Consider the following 16,428-nt stretch of genomic DNA (forward strand, 5'->3'; position numbering starts at 1 on the left):
AGCACGGCCAAGCTGGAACGGCGTGCGGCGCGGCAGGCGCAGAGTTCGCTGCGCCTGCCGCGCCTGCCTTCTCCTGGCCGCCTGGCCGGAGGCAACGAACTGGCACAGAGATCTTTGAGGAGAGTCGCAAGATGCCTTCAGGAACCGATAGCAATGACGCGAAAGGGCACGTGGCCGATACCGCTGCCAAAGCCCGGCACGCACCTGGACCGGATGCCGAGTCCAAGCCCGAATCCCCGCCGGACATGCACGCGCAGTCGTGGAAATACGCGGCCAAGCGCGCCATCAGCGAATTCTCCCGGAAGAACTGCACGGATATGGCAGCGTCCCTGACCTACTTCGCGATGCTCTCCCTATTCCCGGCACTGCTCGCGGTGGTCTCCCTGCTCGGAGTCGCCGGCCAAGCGGAAAACATGACCCGCAACATTCTCTCGCTGCTTGAGGAACTGGCGAGCCCGGAAGTTGTGGAAACCCTGAGGCAACCCATCGAGCAGCTGGCTTCAGCCCCGTCGGCAGGCCTCGCCCTGTTTGCCGGCCTGCTCGGTGCGTTGTGGAGCGCCTCCGGGTACGTCGGGGCCTTCGGCCGGGCCATGAACCAGATCTACGAGGTGGCCGAAGGCCGGCCGTTCTACAAGCTGCGCCCGCTGATGCTGCTGCTGACACTGGTACTTCTTGTTGCGGCCAGCGTGCTGGGGCTGCTGCTGATAGTCTCCGGCCCGCTGGCGCAGGCCATTGGCGACGTCATGGGGCTCGGCGAGCGCGCAGTGGCGGTCTGGAACATCGCCAAATGGCCGGTGATCGTGCTGTGCGCGATTGTGCTGGTTGCCGTGCTGTACTACGGGGCTCCCAATGTGAAGCAGCCGAAGTTCCGCTGGATCAGCCTCGGCTCGGCCATTGCGCTGTTCGTGCTGGCGGTGGCGACCGTGGGCTTCTTCTTCTACGTTTCGAATTTCGGGAACTACAACAAGACCTACGGCGCTATTGGCGGGGTCATCGTGCTGCTGCTGTGGCTGTGGATTGCCAACCTCGCACTGCTGTTCGGCGCGGTTTTCGACGCGGAAGCAGAGCGCGGGCGCCAGCTGCAAGCGGGGATTTCCGCCGAGCGCTCGGTGCAGCTCCCGCCACGGGATACCAAGGCCAGCGTGAAGCAGGAGGAGAAAGAAGAGCAGGACATCAGCGACGGACGGCAATTGCGTTTCGCCAGCGAGTTGCGCGCCGAAGAGCGACCGGATCCTCAGTCCAGGCGGAACCCGGACAGCTGAGCAACTACCGAAGCTGGCAACCACCTGGGCGCGAGTTGGCCCAGGCCGGCAAATCAGTAGCGTGTAAGAGGACCGGATCATCCCGATGCAAAGGAGTTCATCATGGCCAGCGAAGAGGCAAGCAAGGTTATCGACATCATCAAGGATCTGCGGATCGCCATGGTCACAACCCACAGCGCTGGACGGTTGGCCAGCCGCCCCTTGGCGCTGGTTGAAGCCACCGACCAGGGGGAGCTCTGGTTCTTCTCCGCCGCCGACGCGGGGATTGTCCAGGAAATCCGCGCTCAGGGGCTGGTCAATGCCGCGTTCAGCGGATCCAAGCAGTGGGTGTCGGTCAGCGGGCACGCCGAGGTGGTGCTCGACGTCGCTAAGAAGAAGGAACTGTGGAACGCCGCTGTAGAGACCTTCGCCGGCGAAGGTCCGGAATCCGCGCAGACAGTGCTGCTGCGCATCAATGCAGTCTCCGCCGAATACTGGGAGAACCCCGGCGGGGCGGCAAGCCTGGTGGCCGGTTGGGTCAAGCAGAAGCTCACCGGAAAGCCGGCGGAGCCCGGCGAATCGAACAGCGTCGAACTGTAGTACTCGATGCTTTGGCGCTACGGCCACCGCTCCTTGACTGCGGAGCGGCGGCCATAGCGCTTTCCAAGTTGCCGGAAAAGAGCTGTGCCCCATGAATCTGCATCCATGGGGCACAGCTGGTTGCGCTGCTTAGGACAGGTCGTCCTTGACATCCTTGGCGGCGTCTTTGACGTGTTCGCCTGCCTGCTTGGCCTTGGCAGCGGCCTGGTCCTTCACGCCTTCGGCCTGCAGCTGCTCATTGTTGGTGGCATCGCCGATGGTTTCCTTGGCCTTGCCAGATGCTTCCTGGGCCTTGTTCTGGATCTTGTCTCCAATTCCCATGATTCTTACCTCCTGTGTGGATCTGGTGTACTGACAATTTGAACTCTAGGGCAGATTGCAAATTGGGGACCTGAAGCTGGGAATTTCCTTGTGGCGTACCTTGCAGATCATCACAGAGCGGTCTTCAGCGCGGCGAATTCCGCAAGCTCTCTCGAAGTTGTGCCTTGGGCCCTCGGTGCGGTTGACGGTGCGTCCCTGAACCATGCGCGTTGCGTTGCCAGGTTGGCCAGCTGCTCCACAGCATCCCCGGATTCTTCCCGCGGGACACTTCAGGGGTGGGTCTGTGGCTATTTGCGGTTTTCAGGTGCCATTCAGCTGGGCGAGCCACGAACTGCCCGGAACCTAGACTGGTCATGAGTTCCGACCAGGGAAAGAGGGCTGATGGACCAGAAGCCTGTGACGTTCAGTACGGGCGAACCACGATTTGCAACCCGCAATGGCGAGCCGTGGTGGGGTGCCGAGCAAGCGGTGCGTGATGCCGCCGTGCGCTGCGAGGGCAACCCGGAAGCGATGCTGCGCGTGCTGGAAGGCTCCGGGGAGGATCCTCCGGTCCCTGCCGCTGGCCAGACGCAGCGGCTCTGGGAGCTGCTGGCGTCCGTGGCCGCCACCGACCTGGTTGCGGCCAGGACGCTGGAACCGCATTTGGATGCAGCCGGAATCCTTAGCCAGGCGGGCATGCCGTGGCAAGCAGGCACCTCCTGGGGCGTTTTCGCCGCGCAGTCGCCCACCACCGCTCTGGAAGCTGTCCGCGAGTCCGGCGGAGGCTGGGTGCTGAACGGCACCAAGCCCTGGTGCTCCTTGGCCGCCGCGCTGACGCATGCATTGGTCACCGCCCGAACACCGGAGGGGAACCGGTTGTTCATGGTTTCCCTCCGCCACCCCGGCGTTGAACCGGCAACAGGTGGCTGGATCAGCCGAGGAATGGCCCAGCTGCCCAGCGGTTCCGTGGACTTCACGGGAGTGCCGAGCCAACCGGTGCAAGACGCTGGCTGGTACCTGTCCCGCCCGGGGTTCGCGGTTGGCGGCGTCGGTGTTGCCGCCTGCTGGTTCGGGGGAGCGGTGGGAATCTACCGTCATCTGCAGCGCAGCGCCCAAGCGCGTACCCCGGATCAGCTGGCCCTCGCCTGGCTCGGCGAAGCTGACCGCTTGCTGGCCGGCTCCGCCGCGCTGTTGGAACATGCCGCCCGGCTGGCGGATGCCGGAGAATTGGATGCCATTGCCGCCTATCGGATCCGCGGCCAGGTGGCCTGGGCATGCAACCGCATCTTGCAGCTCAGCGGCGAGTCCACCGGACCGGGACCGCTAACCGCCGATGAGGAGCATGCGCGGCGCGCAGCAGACCTGGGCATCTATCTTCGCCAGCATCACGCTGCCCGCGATGACGCGGCCCTGGGCCAGCTGCTTGCCGACCGCGCCGGCCGGGAAGGCGGGAGCGCATGGTGAATTTCACGCATCAGGACCAGGGAACATCTGCAAGCTGCTGGCAGCAGGCTGGGCTTGGGCGAATCGCAGCATTGGATCCGGAGAAGCTTTTCCACGCACTCTCATCGGTAATCGTCCTGGCCGCCCACCCGGATGACGAGACGCTGGGCGCCGGAGGACTGATCCGCATGGCGCTATGCCGGGGGATCGACGTCCACGTGATTGTCTGCAGCTTCGGTGAAGCATCGCACCCGCACTCCGCAACGCACACCGCCGCCCAGCTGGCCTCGCTGCGCAAGGCGGAGCTGGACGAGGCGATGAGCACGCTGCGCGTACAGGGACCGCAGGCCGGGACGCTGCACCTGCACTGCCTGGGGTTGGGCGACGGGAAACTTGAAACTCAGCAAGCACGGATCCGCGCGGCCCTAAAGCAGCACGCCAGCCGAGACTGCCTGATCGCCAGCACCTACCGCGCCGACGGGCACCCGGACCACGAAATCCTGTCCCTTATCGCCGCTGACTGCGCCCTGGCGCGCGATGCATGCCACCTGGAATTCCCCATCTGGTTCTGGCATTGGGGGCATCCGGACAGCCAGCGCAGCTGGAAGCACTGGCACCGGTTGGACCTGGATGAATCCAGCGCGCAGGCCAAGGCCCGCGCCCTGGACGCCCACCGTTCCCAAACCCGGCCGCTGTCCGCACTGCCAGGAGACGAAGTCATCCTTAGCGAAGCCTTCCTGCAGCATTTTTCCCGCGGTGCCGAGATCTTCCGCGCCACCTGGCCTGGCCACAAGGATGCAGAGTCGGCTCCGGCGGTGTTCGACGAGCTCTACGGGCAGCGCGAGGATCCGTGGGAATACCGCAGCAGCCGCTATGAGCGGCGCAAGCAGCAGATCCTGCTCGCCTCCCTGCCCCAGGAACGGTACTCGGCGGTGCTGGAGCTGGGCTGCTCCATCGGAGTGCAGAGCGCCGAACTGGCCCGCCGCAGCACGCGCCTGCTGGCGGTCGACGCCAGCGCCACCGCATTGGCCCAAGCAAGGCGTGCCGTGGCAGGAATGGACCACGTCGACTTGCTGCAGGCCACGGTGCCCCGACAATTTCCGCAGCTGGAGCCGGGCAGCTTGCAACTGGTGGTGCTCAGCGAGATGGGCTACTTCCTAGCAGCCGACGAACTGGAGCAGGTGCTCGCCGCCAGCGCGGCCGCACTCCATGCCGGCGGCGAGCTGGTGCTCTGCCATTGGCTGCATCCCATTGAAGGCTGGCCGCTGGACGGGGAAGAAGTGCACCGCATGGCGGGCCAGCTGGGGTGGGAGCGCATCGTGGAGCATCGCGAAGCCGATTTCCTGCTTGAAATACTGCGCAAGCCAGCTGGTGCCCGTGGGTAGGCAGCTGGCGGCCATGGCGGTGATCATCCCGGCCCGCGACGAGGAAGAACGCCTGGGCCGTTGCCTGGATTCGGTGCGCGCGGCCATGGACCGTCTTGCCCATGCCCGCCCGCAGATCCAGGCCAGGGCCATCGTGGTTGCCGACAGCTGTACGGACGGTACAGCGCAGATCGCCGGGAGGCATGCCAGCGAGGATTGGCGGATCAGCGTGCAGCAGGTCGGCTTCGGCAATGTCGGTGCGAGCCGTGCCGCAGGAGCACGCCATGCCCTTGGCCTCCTCGCAGCGGCCGGCGACCCGGGCGCCATCTGGCTGGCCAGCACCGACGCGGATACCTGCGTCCCCGAGCATTGGCTTCAGGGCTTTGCCCGCCTGCATAGCCGCGGGGCAGATGCGGTAGCGGGAACCGTGGAACCGGACCGCAGCGAACTCGAAGAGCACATCTTCGCCCTCTGGCAGCAGGAATACCAGCCGGTGGAGGGGCATGGCCATATCCATGGCGCGAACTTCGGCGTGTGCGCCGCTGCCTATCTGGCTGTCGGAGGCTTCGAGCCGCTGGCGGCCCGGGAGGATGTGGCACTGGTGGAAGCCTTGCGCCATGCCGGCTACCGGGTCCAGGCCACGGCCCGGCTGCAGGCAACCACCTCTGGGCGCTTGCGCGGCCGGCTGGACGAAGGCTTCGCGGACTATCTGGCGGCGCTGGATCACCGGATGCTCAACACCGGCTAGCATCCAGCAAGCAGACCTGGTCGCGGGCATGGAAACAGCCCCCTGGTGAACTGCGCGGTGCGCAGATTACAGGGGGCTGTGCCAGTGGCAGCGTTGCTAGCTGTTATAAGCTGCTGCCGGACTCCTGGGCGGCGTACCTGTGTCCTGGCGCATTCGCGTCGAAATGGGGCACCGCGTGGGCGACCGCACTGTACTGCCAGTACTTTACGCGGAATGCGGCCATGCCGCTGTGCTCGGCCTGCGCGAACAAATCCTTGATCGTGCTGCGCGGCGCACTGGCCGGAACCACTTCCAAGACTGGAGAAGGCTCGGAAATGTGCAAGAATTTCAGCTCCTCGGTCTGCTTTTCAAGCATCGCGACCAGCACCGGCCGCTTATGCACCGAAACCAGGCCCATGACATCGTCGAGCGATTCCTCAGGCTGTGTCATGACCACTGGCATTCCCTGGGTCCAGCCATAATTGCCCAAATGTCTTCTGCCCTCGCGTGATCCCAGCAACTCAGCAACGCGCTCCGCGGTCCGGGATCTGACTAGCCTTCCTGGCATGTGAACTACCCTCCACTTCTAGACGATACTTCTCACTTCAACTATGCAGTTTTCCGGCCCCTGAGGCGGCGGCATGGCCTGCAGTGACGCTGTCGACCATACGCCAAGCGGTGGGGACTTGGTATGAAATTATCATTGGCCCACCAAGTTCTTGTGCACCCGTCCCGATTCTAAGGGAATTCCCAGACTATATTTTTACTAGTCAAAAGCCTTATTGCAGGAATTGGCTTGGGCTGCGGGGGCTCGGTTCGCCTATGTAGTTGCATGCCGCTGATCCATCGCCGGCAACTAATGGCGCTGATTATCGGCTCAGGTGCGCGCAAGCTCGCGCAGTGCCCGATGCGCCGCATGCCAGCCGGCCATGCCATGCACCCCGCCGCCAGGCGGCGTGGAAGAGGAGCACAGGTACAGTCCCGGAACGCCGAGGGAATACGGATTGAGCGAAGCGGAGGGGCGGAAGAATTGCTGGGTGCCGGACAGCGATCCGCCGCCGATATCGCCGCCGACCAGGTTGGGATCCCAGGCCTGCAGCTGCGCCGGGGAAGTGTCCACCCGCTGCACGATCCGGTCCCTGAAGCCCGGCGCGAACCGCTCGATCTGCGCATCGATGAGCGCACCGGCATCCCCGGCATAGCCCTGGGGCACGTGGGCGTAGGACCAGATGACGTGGCGGCCGGCCGGGGCGCGCGAGGCATCGACGCTCGAAGGCTGGACCACCATAACGAAGGGGCGGTCGGGCATTTTCCCGGAGGCGACCTGGTGCTCGGCAGCGGCCAGCTCGGCGGCATCGCCGATCACATGCACCGTGCCAGCCCGCGCGGTGCGCGCATCCTGCCAGGGGATCGGGCCATCGAGCAGGTAGTCCACCTTGAAGGCAGCGGTGCCGTAGCGCCAGCGTTCGAACCGGCGGCGCAGGCGTGGCGGAAGCTGACCGCCGGCGATCTGCACCACCTGGCGGGGCGTGGTATCCAGGAAAGTGAGTTCGGCATCGGGAAGCTGGGCGAGGCTGGTGATCTGGTGCCCGGTGTGGATCTGCACCCTGAGCCCATCGAGCACCCGCAGCAGCGCGTCGATAATGCTGCCGGTGCCGCCGCGCGCCACCGGCCACCCCCAGGACTGGCCCAGGGACCCGAAAAGCACGCCGAATCCCGAGGTGAACGGGTGGGCGAGCGGCAGCATGGAATGCGCGCTGGAGCCGGCGAAGAGCGCCGCGGCCTGCCGGGTGCGGAAGGCCGCGGTGGCCAAGAGCTTCGCCGGCGGCAGCGAGCGCAGCCCGAAGCGCGCCATCAGCACCGGATGCGGCGGGATGCCCAGCAGCGGGCTGGTGGCGTTCTCCAGGATCGCCTGCGGATGGCGCACCAGCGGCCCATGCAGCAGCCGCCAGATCTTCCGGTCGGCGGGGAACTGCCTGCTGGTGGCGTCCATGCTCTGGTGCAGGAAGACCGAGGGGCCGTCGTCCAGCGGGTGGGCCAGCGGGTAATCGTGGAAATCCCATTGCAGGCCATGGCCGGCCAGGTCGAAATGCGCGAATGCCGGGCTGCCATAGGCGAAGGGGTGGGCGGCAGCTCCCAAATCCACAATGGTGCCCTCGCCCAGCGTGCTGCCGGAAGCCGCGGCGCCGCCCGGATGGGCATTGCGCTCGAAGACCTGGACATCGAAACCATTCTGCGCAAGCACCGCCGCGGCGACCAGCCCATTGGGGCCGGCCCCGACGACATTCGCCTTCCCATTGCTCATCGGCGGCGTTCCTCCTGGTTCTCGTGTTCTTGCGGGGCGAAGCGCTCGGGCCAGGTCTCATCGCTGAGCGCCTTGAGCTGGCTGATCTGCGACTCGGCGCGGTGCGACAGGTCCTGCAGCAGCGCCTGGTCCAGGCGCGGATCGTGGGGCAGCATCAGCAGCAGCGTCTGCCACATGCGCAATTTGGCATTGAGCAGTCCGGTGAGCACATCGAGCTGCACCTGCGCGGCGGCCAGCGTGCGCATCCGCAACGGATTGAACGGGTTGACATGACCGGCGAGCTTGGCCACCGGTGCCAGGAGGCGGGCCAGCGGACGCTGCCTGCATCCCAGCCGGTCCATGATCCGCTTCAGATCCGCTTGGTCGTCCTTCACCTGCTGGTGCAGCGACTCGAAGCGGTCGGAGTACGCAGTGCCCGCCCAGGTGTGGTGCGCCGCTTTGAAATGGTTCAGCCCCGATTCGGAACCCAGAAGGTGCTCGCCCAAGTACCTGTGCAGGGTCATCTGGTCGATGGTGTTGTTCGGCATCGTGCCCGTCCTTAGTTCTCGAAAGCGGTTGCAGTCTTCTGCTGGGTCGAACGCTAGGGCACCGGCCGCCGCTGGCCAATGGCGCACCGCTGATCTGCAGGCTGCACCCAGCTTTCGGCGGCTAGCAGGCAGGGTAGGGGCTGGCCTTGAGCAGCCGCGCCAGATGGGCCGCGTTGCGGATGGCAATGCCCGTGGCATTGGCCGTGACCTCCGGGGTCTGCTGCAGGTCCTGGTAGTCGGTGGTGTGCATGGCCTGCCCCACCCAGTAGGTCGAGCCCTGGGCCGCCAAGGTGAACCCGACATCGGACAGGCCCTGGCCCAGATCCGCGATCACCTTGTGCGCGCCGTCCTCATTGCCCACCACTGCTACCAGGCCTACCTTGCCGAAGAAGATCGGGCGGCCCTGCTCGTCGGTTTCCGACAGCTCGGCATCCAGCCGCTCCAGCACCTGCCGGGCCAGCAAATCGCTGCTGGAGGCCTTGGGCGAGGGGAAAGGGTGCATACCAGGATCAATGCATTGATCGGTGTCCGGGTCATGGTCATCATTCCTTGTCATCGATGCCTTTGCCATCGGCCGTGCTGGCAGCCGGATCAGCGCTTGATGCGCGCATCGATGCGCGCGGCCAGCTGTCCTGCATTTTTCATCGCCCGGTCCAGAGATGCTGCGGTATCCCATAACCCAGCGTGCTTGACCTGCGCCGTGCCGGAAGCCAACTGGGAAAGGTCATAGCGCAGATTGCTGCTGGCAGCCTTCAGCACTGCGCTCAGCATGCCCAGGGCCGTGGCGACATCGGCCACCAGTTGCGGTTTGGCTTGCTGAGAGAGCCAGCGCAGGTCATTCAGGGCGGTCATGGCCAGCGCACCGAGTGCGGCAGAGGATTTCGCGGCCTGCAAGCAGGCCTGTGCAAGGCGGCGGTCGCGCTGCTCCGAGGCCGGTTGCGCGTAGGCTACCCCGAACTCCGCGGAAGCCCGCGCATCACGGTCTGCCATGGCCAGCGCGTCGAGCCGCAGCTGCTTGGCCCGTGCCAGCAGGCCGGTGAGTTCGGACTGTGCGGTCCCCGAAGCTGATACGTAGCCGCCGGACATTGACATCAGCGCGGCGGCAGCTGCGAGCATCAGCGCCGCCGCGGCTCCGCCGCCCGGGTTCCCGTCCGATTCAGCCAGCTCCTCCAGCCAGCGTCCAATGCGTGCATCGCTGATTGGACGCTGCGCCAGGCTATTCGCCATGGCCCTGGTCTTGGCTCATCGATCCCTCGCCCGGCGGGGTTTCACCCGGCGGTACCGAACCGCCCGGTTCCAGCCCGGTAATCAGTTGCTCTTCTGGATCGGGGTTGGACGCGGCTGCGGCCTCGCGGTTGGCTGATTGCGCATCGTCGTGTGCATCGTCGCGTTCGCCATCATCCTGCGGCGCGGAGAATTCCTGCGGGTTCATCGGCTGCTCCTATCTGCATGATTGCTGTGGCCGAGAGTCCAGCCCTTGTCCGCCCACGCTAGACAGCGCTCAGCAGCCGGTTCAACAGCAAGGAGCAATTCACACCGAACGCTCGGATTGAGGTGCGCTGCCTGCCGGGGATCAAGCGGCCGAGGGCGATTCATGCCCCAGGTGCTTGAGCACTGCTGCATGCAGGCGCGCATCGGACAGCAACCGGAAATGCCCCAGCGTGGGCAGCTTGATATTGGTGGCTCCGGCCAAGTCGCAGCCGCCGGGGATGTGCGGGTCGAAGCTGCTGTAGATGGAGATGATCCGCGAATTCACGCTCAAGTTGGCCGAGAGCTTGAGCAGCCCTTGGTCATTGGGGGACAGGGCCCGCAAGGAGCGGATCGGAGCATAGCGCGCATAGCGCGAACCGGAGAAAGGAGTGCCGATGGCGATCATCCGATTGATCCGGTAACCCTGCAGCGAGGCGGCCATGAGGTACTTGCCGATCAGGCCGCCCTTGCTGTGCGCCACCAGCACCGCACCGTCCAGCTGCTCCTTGGCCAGGTAGCGGGAAACTGTCTCGGACATCTCCGGTACGGTGCCGTGGTTGAAGCCGAGCTGGGGGATCACATGCACTGGGTGGCCGAATTGGTGCAGCGCCTTGGCCAGCGGGAGCATGAATTTCCAGGATTCCCAGATTCCCGGAATCAGGACCACCGGTTCGGCCGCCGGGTCGCTGCCCGTGCGCAGCTGGTCGGCCGGCGTGCCTGGCAGCAGTGAACGCAGCTGCCAGGCGCCAGCATAGAGATAATCTTGCAGCCATGCGCAGGACAGCACTGCCCACCGGGAAAGCCTGCCGGCCAGGGTGCTGGTCTCCACCGTGGATCCTCCGTTTTTCACCGCGCTGCGGGGACCAGTTGCCCCGCGGTCCCTCCTCACAGCATTATCAGCACATCAGCACGGTTCAGGCAGGAAGCGACATTGCCCGCCCAGGGAATTCCGGGTTTCCGGCGGCCGGCCAGTTGTCGGCAACGCGCCGAATCGAGGCGGGAATCCCGGGTGGAATCGGCGCTCGCCGGAACTCGGGCAGGCGTCGAAATTGCAACGATTTGATGCCGGATTTCCGGGGTCTCGCCACGACTGGAATGGTGCCGCGGGAGAACGGTGTTCCGCAGAATCATCCTTGCCGTTACAAAAGCCCTCAACTAGCCATGGATTATTCTTCGGGCTAGGACTATTCTGAGGTTCTGTTGAGTAATTGCAGTTTTGGGGGACTGGCAAGTTATGAAACGACAACATCATGGTTTAAACAGTTCTATGCCGCGCGGAATCTTGGGGACCAGGCGCCGGCTGCCTGATGGCGCACTGGCTATTGCTGCGGCATTTGTCCTGAGTAGTGCATTGGCGTGGCCCGGTGCGGCCGGTGCAATGCCTGCCATGGCCGAATCAAGCGCCGTGGCCTTCAGCGCGGAATCCCAGCCACTGATCGGGAGCGACGTCGTCACCGTACCGGACATGTCCGAAGTGGCCGGCATAGAAATCACCGGCCTGAAATCTGGCACTGAGAGGCTCGGCGGGTCCGAGCCTGGCCCGGTGGCACAGGTGGCCGAGCATCGAGCGGCTATGACGGCAACATCGAGTTCGGGGGTAACCGTGCCGCCCGCACCGATTGCCGCGTCCCAGGAGATCCGGCCGGCCATGCTGCGCACCGGCCTGCTGCTGGAGCACTCGGTGGCCACCCGGCAAATCTCCAGTGCGTTCGGCTGGAGAACCAACCCGACAGGTGCCGGGCACCAAATCCACATCGGCCAGGATTATCCCATTGCCTGCGGCTCGCCCGTTCGTGCCAGCGAGACCGGCAGGGTGATTGTGGCTGGCTGGGCGGGCCATTCCGGCCAACGGGTCACCATTGACCACGGGAATCGGGTGCAGACCGGATACAGCCACAATTCGCTGCTGCTGGTGAGCGTTGGCGAATTCGTGGTCCAAGGCCAAGTCATTGCGTTGTCCGGGACAACAGGCAATTCCACTGGCTGCCATGTGCATTTCGAAGTCATCGTCAATGGGCAGTGGCAGAATCCGAGCAACTACCTGCCGATGGCCGGCGGGCAACGGCGAGCGGTACTTGCAGCCGGGCCATTTGCGGTGGACGCAGGCAGTGCCCTGCGCCAACAATTGGTTGCTGGAGCATTTGGGCATTCCTCCGGGCCCTCAAGCAACCGCGGCTCAGCAGGCGAAGAACGCCCAACCCGTGCGAAGCATTACCAGGCTGACCCGGTGAAGCCATCTGCCGACGGCAACCATAAAAAGGCCAAGGCGGCCAAGCCTAAGACCCAGCCGAAAAAGGATCACTCGAAAACCAGCCCGTCTCCACGAACCACGCAGCCGGCACCGCAGCCGAGCAAGGTGCCCAAGCCGCCGAAGAAGCTGGAAGCCGAACGACCGAAGGCCCAGCCAACGCCTTCGCCAACGCAAACTCCTGTTCCAGCTGAGCCAAGTGTGCCGACTCCAAGCGTGCCAACTGCAGTACCGATTCCAAGTGCGCCGACTGCAGCGCCAACGCCAAGCACTGGACCAGTGGAGCAACCCAGCGTTTCCGCATCACCTACCGCGTCACCCACCGAGTCGACGATGCCTTCGGCATCACCGAGCGCCGTGGAGACTCCAGCCCCGGAGAAACCAACAAAGGAAACGGAATCCTCCCAGACACCTCCATCGGCCGCACCAACCCTAGCTCCTGAACCGAGCCCGGACTCGGGTATCGAACCGCAGCAGGAGAAAGAAACGGGAAACCCGGACACCTCGGACCATGAGGAGGAAACCGAGCCCACGGCCGGGACAGAAAAGATCATCGGTGTAGCCCAGCCGAAGATCGTGGACATGCAGGCCAAGAAGGACCAGAAGGCTCCACCTGTAGCCAAGGAGCTGGCCCCGGACAAGCCTACTGCTCCAGAGAAGAAGAGCGCAAAGAAGCCAGTGGTTGAAAAGCCCAAGCCGGCAGTCGCGGACAAGCCGAAGGCGGCTGTTCCGGCGAAGAAGAAGCCGCTAGCACCGGCTAAGCCAAAGCCGGCATTCCCGGCCAAACCCAAGCCGGCAGCTCCGTCCAAGGCGGCTGCGCCTGCAGCGAAGAAGGTCGCGAAGGCGCCGGACGCAACGGTTCCGCAACCTCAGCCGAAGCCAAAGCCGCCAGTTGCGGCGCCGGCCGTGCAGAAAGCTGCCCCGGCAGCGGCCAAGCCGAAGCCGAAGGCCACTGTTTCTGCACCGGCTGAAGCTGCCGCAGCAGCCAAGGTGCCGCAGCCGTCGGCAGGCACCGCGCCTGCTGCCAGCGAGGCCAAGCCGTAGCCCTTGGCTGCCGGTACCCCAAAAGCTGCTCCCTTCCTTCAGGAGGGCAGCAGCTTTTGCATTGCGCACCAGTCAACGGGTGAAACGCTGCACAGCTGGTTAGTTCGGCGCCCGATTATTGATATTCTTGGGAGTTGAGTCCTGTGCGATTTTCCAATGCGCACCACAAGACCTATCGAAAGAAGTGCCCGGCACGTGTTTAATTCACTTTCCGATCGCCTGACAGCAACCTTCAAGAACCTGCGCGGCAAGGGCCGCCTGACTGAAGCAGACATCGACGGTACCGTCCGCGAAATCCGCCGCGCCCTGCTCGACGCTGACGTTGCCGTCTCGGTGGTCCGCGCCTTCGTGGCCCAGGTGAAGGAACGCGCACTGGGTGCCGAGGTTTCCGAGTCCCTGAACCCGGGGCAGCAGGTCGTCAAGATCGTCAACGAGGAACTCGTAGGCATCCTTGGAGGCGAGACCCGCCGCCTGAATCTGGCCAAGAACCCTCCAACGGTGATCATGCTCGCCGGTCTGCAGGGTGCAGGTAAGACCACCCTGGCCGGCAAGCTGGCCAAGCACCTGAAGTCCGAGGGCCACACCCCGATGTTGGTGGCCTGTGACCTCCAGCGTCCCAACGCCGTCAAGCAGCTGCAGATCAACGGCGAACGCGCCGGCGTGCCGGTCTACGCACCGCACCCGGGCGTCTCCTCGGAGTTCGATACGCCTACCGGTGACCCGGTAGCAGTAGCCCGCGACGGCATCGCCGAAGCCAAGTCCAAGCTGCATGACGTGGTCATCGTTGATACCGCCGGCCGCTTGGGTGTCGACACCGAGATGATGGCCCAGGCAGCGAACATCCGCGCCGCCATCAACCCGGATGAAGTCCTGTTCGTCATCGATGCGATGATCGGCCAGGACGCGGTGAACACCGCACAGGCCTTCCACGAAGGCGTGGACTTCACCGGTGTTGTCCTTTCCAAGCTTGATGGCGATGCCCGTGGTGGCGCCGCCCTGTCGGTGGCTTCGGTGACCGGCAAGCCAGTGATGTTCGCATCCACCGGCGAGAACCTGGATGACTTCGAGATCTTCCACCCGGACCGCATGGCTTCGCGCATCCTGGACATGGGCGACGTCATGACGCTCATCGAGCAGGCTGAGAAGAACTGGGACAAGGGCGAAGCCGAGCGCATGGCGAAGAAGTTCGCCGACCAGGAAGACTTCACCCTGGACGACTTCCTCGCCCAGATGGCCCAGATCAAGAAGATGGGCTCGATGAAGAAGCTGCTGGGCATGATGCCCGGTGCGCAGATCTCCCGCCAGCAGCTTGAGCAGTTCGACGAGCGCCAGATCGACCGTGTGGAAGCCATCGTTCGCTCGATGACCCCGCACGAACGCGTGGCACCGAAGATCATCAACGGCTCGCGCCGTGCACGTATCGCCAAGGGTTCCGGTGTTGCGGTTTCCGAGGTGAACCAGATGCTGGAGCGCTTCACCGAAGCGCAGAAGATGATGAAGAAGATGGCTGCCGGTGGCGGCATCCCGGGCATGCCAGGTGCAGGCCGTGGCGCTGCCCGCAAGGCGAAGGCCAAGGGCAAAGGCAAGAAGCAGCAGAAGTTCGGCAACCCGGCCAAGGCCGCACAGGCCCAGCTGGAAGCCCAGAACAAGAAGTCTTCGGCACCCAGCGGAGCATCCTTCGGCGCCGGCGCCAACCAGGACTTCGATCCATCAAGCCTGAACCTGCCAGCAGGTTTCGAGAAGTACTTGGGCAAGTAACAAGCCCGCCAGCTGCATAGGCCGAGAACGCGCCATGGGAACTGACATAGTTTTCCCATGGCGCGTTTTGTCTGTGTGTCCCAGACCCAAACTATGATTGACAGTAGCCAGCTACTTCACCAGTGAAAGGAATCTGCCTTCGTGGATTCGTCTGAGTTCAACTACCTCAACCTAGAGTTCATCTTCATGGGCGACAAGCCAGACGCCGCAGAAGTTGTCCGCACCGCATTGGCTGATCGCCGCCTGCTGGGGTTCATCGGGGGAGCCGTCGAACGAGAGAGATCCACCGAAGTCCTGGCCGAAGTGGCGACCGTCAGCGAAGCCCGGGACGCGGTGCTCTACCGTATTGATGCCAAGGGCAAGCTGCGTGAAGGATCCCGTGTCACCAAGCTGGTGCACGAATTGAAGAACTCGACCGGTGCCAACTATGTGCTGGTGGACGGCGATGAGATCGACGGCCCGACTCCGGACGACGACATCCTCGGGGATCTTGGGGCAACCAACGAGCTGCTGCACGGAGCCACCCTGAAAGCCTCGGAACTGGTGCTGGCCGCCGGTTTTGACGACAACCAGATCACCGTCTGGGACACCGAATCCGGGCTCATGGCCATGCCGACCCAGCCGGTTTTCTCCCCAGGGATTTCCCGATCCAACCGCCCCTTCCTGTCGCTGACCCGCACCGGCAACGTCATCATGGCAACTGTTGAGGCCAAGCGCCCGCGCGGCGATCTCTTCGGCCCGGCGCTGAGCATGGTGCTGGATCTGGAACGCCAGCCCATTTTGGAACCGGAAGCGGACTCTCCTGCGGCTTCGCGCCTCAAGGAACTGGACGGGCTGCTGCTGGGCATCGGCGAGGAAACAGTTGAACTGCTGGACGCCCTGATCTCTGACCCGAAGGCCCGCGAGGAAGCCCTGGCCCTGATGCAAGGACCAGTTGATCTGGCCAGCATGAAACGATTTGTCGCGTTGCTGGGCTTCGATGCTCGCAGCGTCGACTACCTCACCGGCCGTCCCATCCCTGAGGACCGCCGCGTTATTTCCACCGGTGGCCCCTTTAGAAGCCTGCGCGCGGCACTGAACGAGCAGGAGCGCGAAGCCACTGGGCTGAAGCGGGTGCTCTTCCGTGCCGGATGGAATCCACAGGCGCTGATCGGTTCTGGCGCTCTGGTGCTGGCCTCGGGCATCGGCGTACATGCGCTGCTGGCCAAGAGCCGGAAGTTCGCTTGGCTGCCAAAGCCCGCGCGCCAGCTGCTGATGTTCGCCTGGTACGCCGACGGCGCGTTTTATTTGGGCAAGGGCATTATCGATGCGGCCAGAGCCAAACGGGACTTCTAGATCCTAGTCAACCGGAATGCCAACAGCGCGGGTGCGCAGCAAGCTAATTGCTGCGCACCCGCGCTG

At 64.4% G+C, this 16,428-nt stretch carries 16 protein-coding genes; 8 read left to right on the forward strand and 8 right to left on the reverse strand.

Features of this window, described 5'->3' with window-relative positions; genetic code table 11:
- Positions 1 to 131: 131 nt before the first annotated feature.
- Both D3791_RS15460 and D3791_RS15465 read left to right on the forward strand, forming a co-directional pair.
- A complete protein-coding gene (locus tag D3791_RS15460) occupies positions 132 to 1,262 on the forward strand; it encodes a YihY/virulence factor BrkB family protein (RefSeq protein ID WP_172512733.1) in 1,131 nt (376 codons plus the stop codon).
- Between the two features lie 102 nt (positions 1,263 to 1,364).
- Positions 1,365 to 1,841 (forward strand): pyridoxamine 5'-phosphate oxidase family protein, encoded by a 477-nt coding sequence (locus D3791_RS15465; protein ID WP_172512734.1) that lies wholly within the window; start codon positions 1,365 to 1,367, stop codon positions 1,839 to 1,841.
- Positions 1,842 to 1,970: 129 nt separating this feature from the next.
- Here D3791_RS15465 and D3791_RS15470 read toward each other — a convergent pair whose 3' ends face one another.
- Positions 1,971 to 2,162, reverse strand: coding sequence for a CsbD family protein (locus tag D3791_RS15470; RefSeq protein WP_022876651.1), 192 nt, complete (start codon positions 2,160 to 2,162; stop codon positions 1,971 to 1,973).
- A gap of 381 nt (positions 2,163 to 2,543) precedes the next feature.
- Between D3791_RS15470 and D3791_RS15475 the strand changes: the two genes are divergently transcribed.
- Genes D3791_RS15475 through D3791_RS15485 form a run of 3 tightly spaced genes read left to right on the forward strand, consistent with a single transcriptional unit; the run spans position 2,544 to position 5,696 of the window.
- Entirely contained in the window at positions 2,544 to 3,605 is a 1,062-nt protein-coding gene (locus tag D3791_RS15475; protein WP_172512735.1) for an acyl-CoA dehydrogenase family protein, read from the forward strand.
- Positions 3,599 to 4,969, forward strand: a complete 1,371-nt coding sequence (locus D3791_RS15480; protein WP_172512736.1) for a bifunctional PIG-L family deacetylase/class I SAM-dependent methyltransferase — start codon at positions 3,599 to 3,601, stop codon at positions 4,967 to 4,969. Before D3791_RS15475 ends, D3791_RS15480 begins: the two co-directional genes overlap by 7 nt.
- A complete protein-coding gene (locus tag D3791_RS15485; protein ID WP_172512737.1) occupies positions 4,962 to 5,696 on the forward strand; it encodes a glycosyltransferase family 2 protein in 735 nt (244 codons plus the stop codon). The genes D3791_RS15480 and D3791_RS15485 overlap by 8 nt, the downstream gene beginning before the upstream one ends.
- Before the next feature lie 103 nt (positions 5,697 to 5,799).
- Here the strand turns inward: D3791_RS15485 and D3791_RS15490 are convergent, their stop codons facing one another.
- The 7 genes from D3791_RS15490 to D3791_RS15520 all read right to left on the reverse strand — a co-directional run bounded on the left by D3791_RS15490 (position 5,800) and on the right by D3791_RS15520 (position 10,806).
- Positions 5,800 to 6,126, reverse strand: a complete 327-nt coding sequence (locus D3791_RS15490) for a hypothetical protein (protein ID WP_245858298.1) — start codon at positions 6,124 to 6,126, stop codon at positions 5,800 to 5,802.
- A 426-nt stretch (positions 6,127 to 6,552) separates the two neighbouring features.
- Positions 6,553 to 7,980, reverse strand: a complete 1,428-nt coding sequence (locus D3791_RS15495; protein ID WP_172512739.1) for a phytoene desaturase family protein — start codon at positions 7,978 to 7,980, stop codon at positions 6,553 to 6,555.
- Positions 7,977 to 8,507 carry a hypothetical protein gene (locus tag D3791_RS15500; RefSeq protein ID WP_172512740.1) on the reverse strand — a complete coding sequence of 177 codons (531 nt, stop codon included), beginning with the start codon at positions 8,505 to 8,507 and terminating at the stop codon, positions 7,977 to 7,979. Before D3791_RS15500 ends, D3791_RS15495 begins: the two co-directional genes overlap by 4 nt.
- Before the next feature lie 121 nt (positions 8,508 to 8,628).
- A complete protein-coding gene (locus tag D3791_RS15505; RefSeq protein WP_172512741.1) occupies positions 8,629 to 9,009 on the reverse strand; it encodes a hypothetical protein in 381 nt (126 codons plus the stop codon).
- Positions 9,010 to 9,098: 89 nt separating this feature from the next.
- The gene (locus D3791_RS15510; RefSeq protein ID WP_172512742.1) at positions 9,099 to 9,734 is read right to left on the reverse strand and encodes a cyclodeaminase/cyclohydrolase family protein; all 636 of its coding nucleotides are present in this window, start codon (positions 9,732 to 9,734) and stop codon (positions 9,099 to 9,101) included.
- The gene (locus D3791_RS15515; protein WP_172512743.1) at positions 9,724 to 9,939 is read right to left on the reverse strand and encodes a DUF6480 family protein; all 216 of its coding nucleotides are present in this window, start codon (positions 9,937 to 9,939) and stop codon (positions 9,724 to 9,726) included. The genes D3791_RS15510 and D3791_RS15515 overlap by 11 nt, the downstream gene beginning before the upstream one ends.
- A gap of 141 nt (positions 9,940 to 10,080) precedes the next feature.
- Positions 10,081 to 10,806 (reverse strand): esterase/lipase family protein, encoded by a 726-nt coding sequence (locus D3791_RS15520; RefSeq protein ID WP_246242173.1) that lies wholly within the window; start codon positions 10,804 to 10,806, stop codon positions 10,081 to 10,083.
- Positions 10,807 to 11,244: 438 nt separating this feature from the next.
- Between D3791_RS15520 and D3791_RS15525 the strand changes: the two genes are divergently transcribed.
- The 3 genes from D3791_RS15525 (at position 11,245) to D3791_RS15535 (ending at position 16,362) form a co-directional block, all read left to right on the forward strand.
- Positions 11,245 to 13,269: a M23 family metallopeptidase gene (locus tag D3791_RS15525; RefSeq protein ID WP_172512744.1), complete on the forward strand. Its 2,025-nt coding sequence runs from the start codon at positions 11,245 to 11,247 to the stop codon at positions 13,267 to 13,269.
- Positions 13,270 to 13,464: 195 nt separating this feature from the next.
- Positions 13,465 to 15,027: a signal recognition particle protein gene (gene ffh / locus D3791_RS15530; protein WP_061952269.1), complete on the forward strand. Its 1,563-nt coding sequence runs from the start codon at positions 13,465 to 13,467 to the stop codon at positions 15,025 to 15,027.
- 141 nt (positions 15,028 to 15,168) lie between these two features.
- Positions 15,169 to 16,362, forward strand: coding sequence for a hypothetical protein (locus D3791_RS15535; RefSeq protein WP_172512745.1), 1,194 nt, complete (start codon positions 15,169 to 15,171; stop codon positions 16,360 to 16,362).
- Positions 16,363 to 16,428: the final 66 nt, after the last annotated feature.

It is taken from the genome of Glutamicibacter mishrai, assembly GCF_012221945.1.
GTDB lineage: Bacteria > Actinomycetota > Actinomycetes > Actinomycetales > Micrococcaceae > Glutamicibacter > Glutamicibacter mishrai.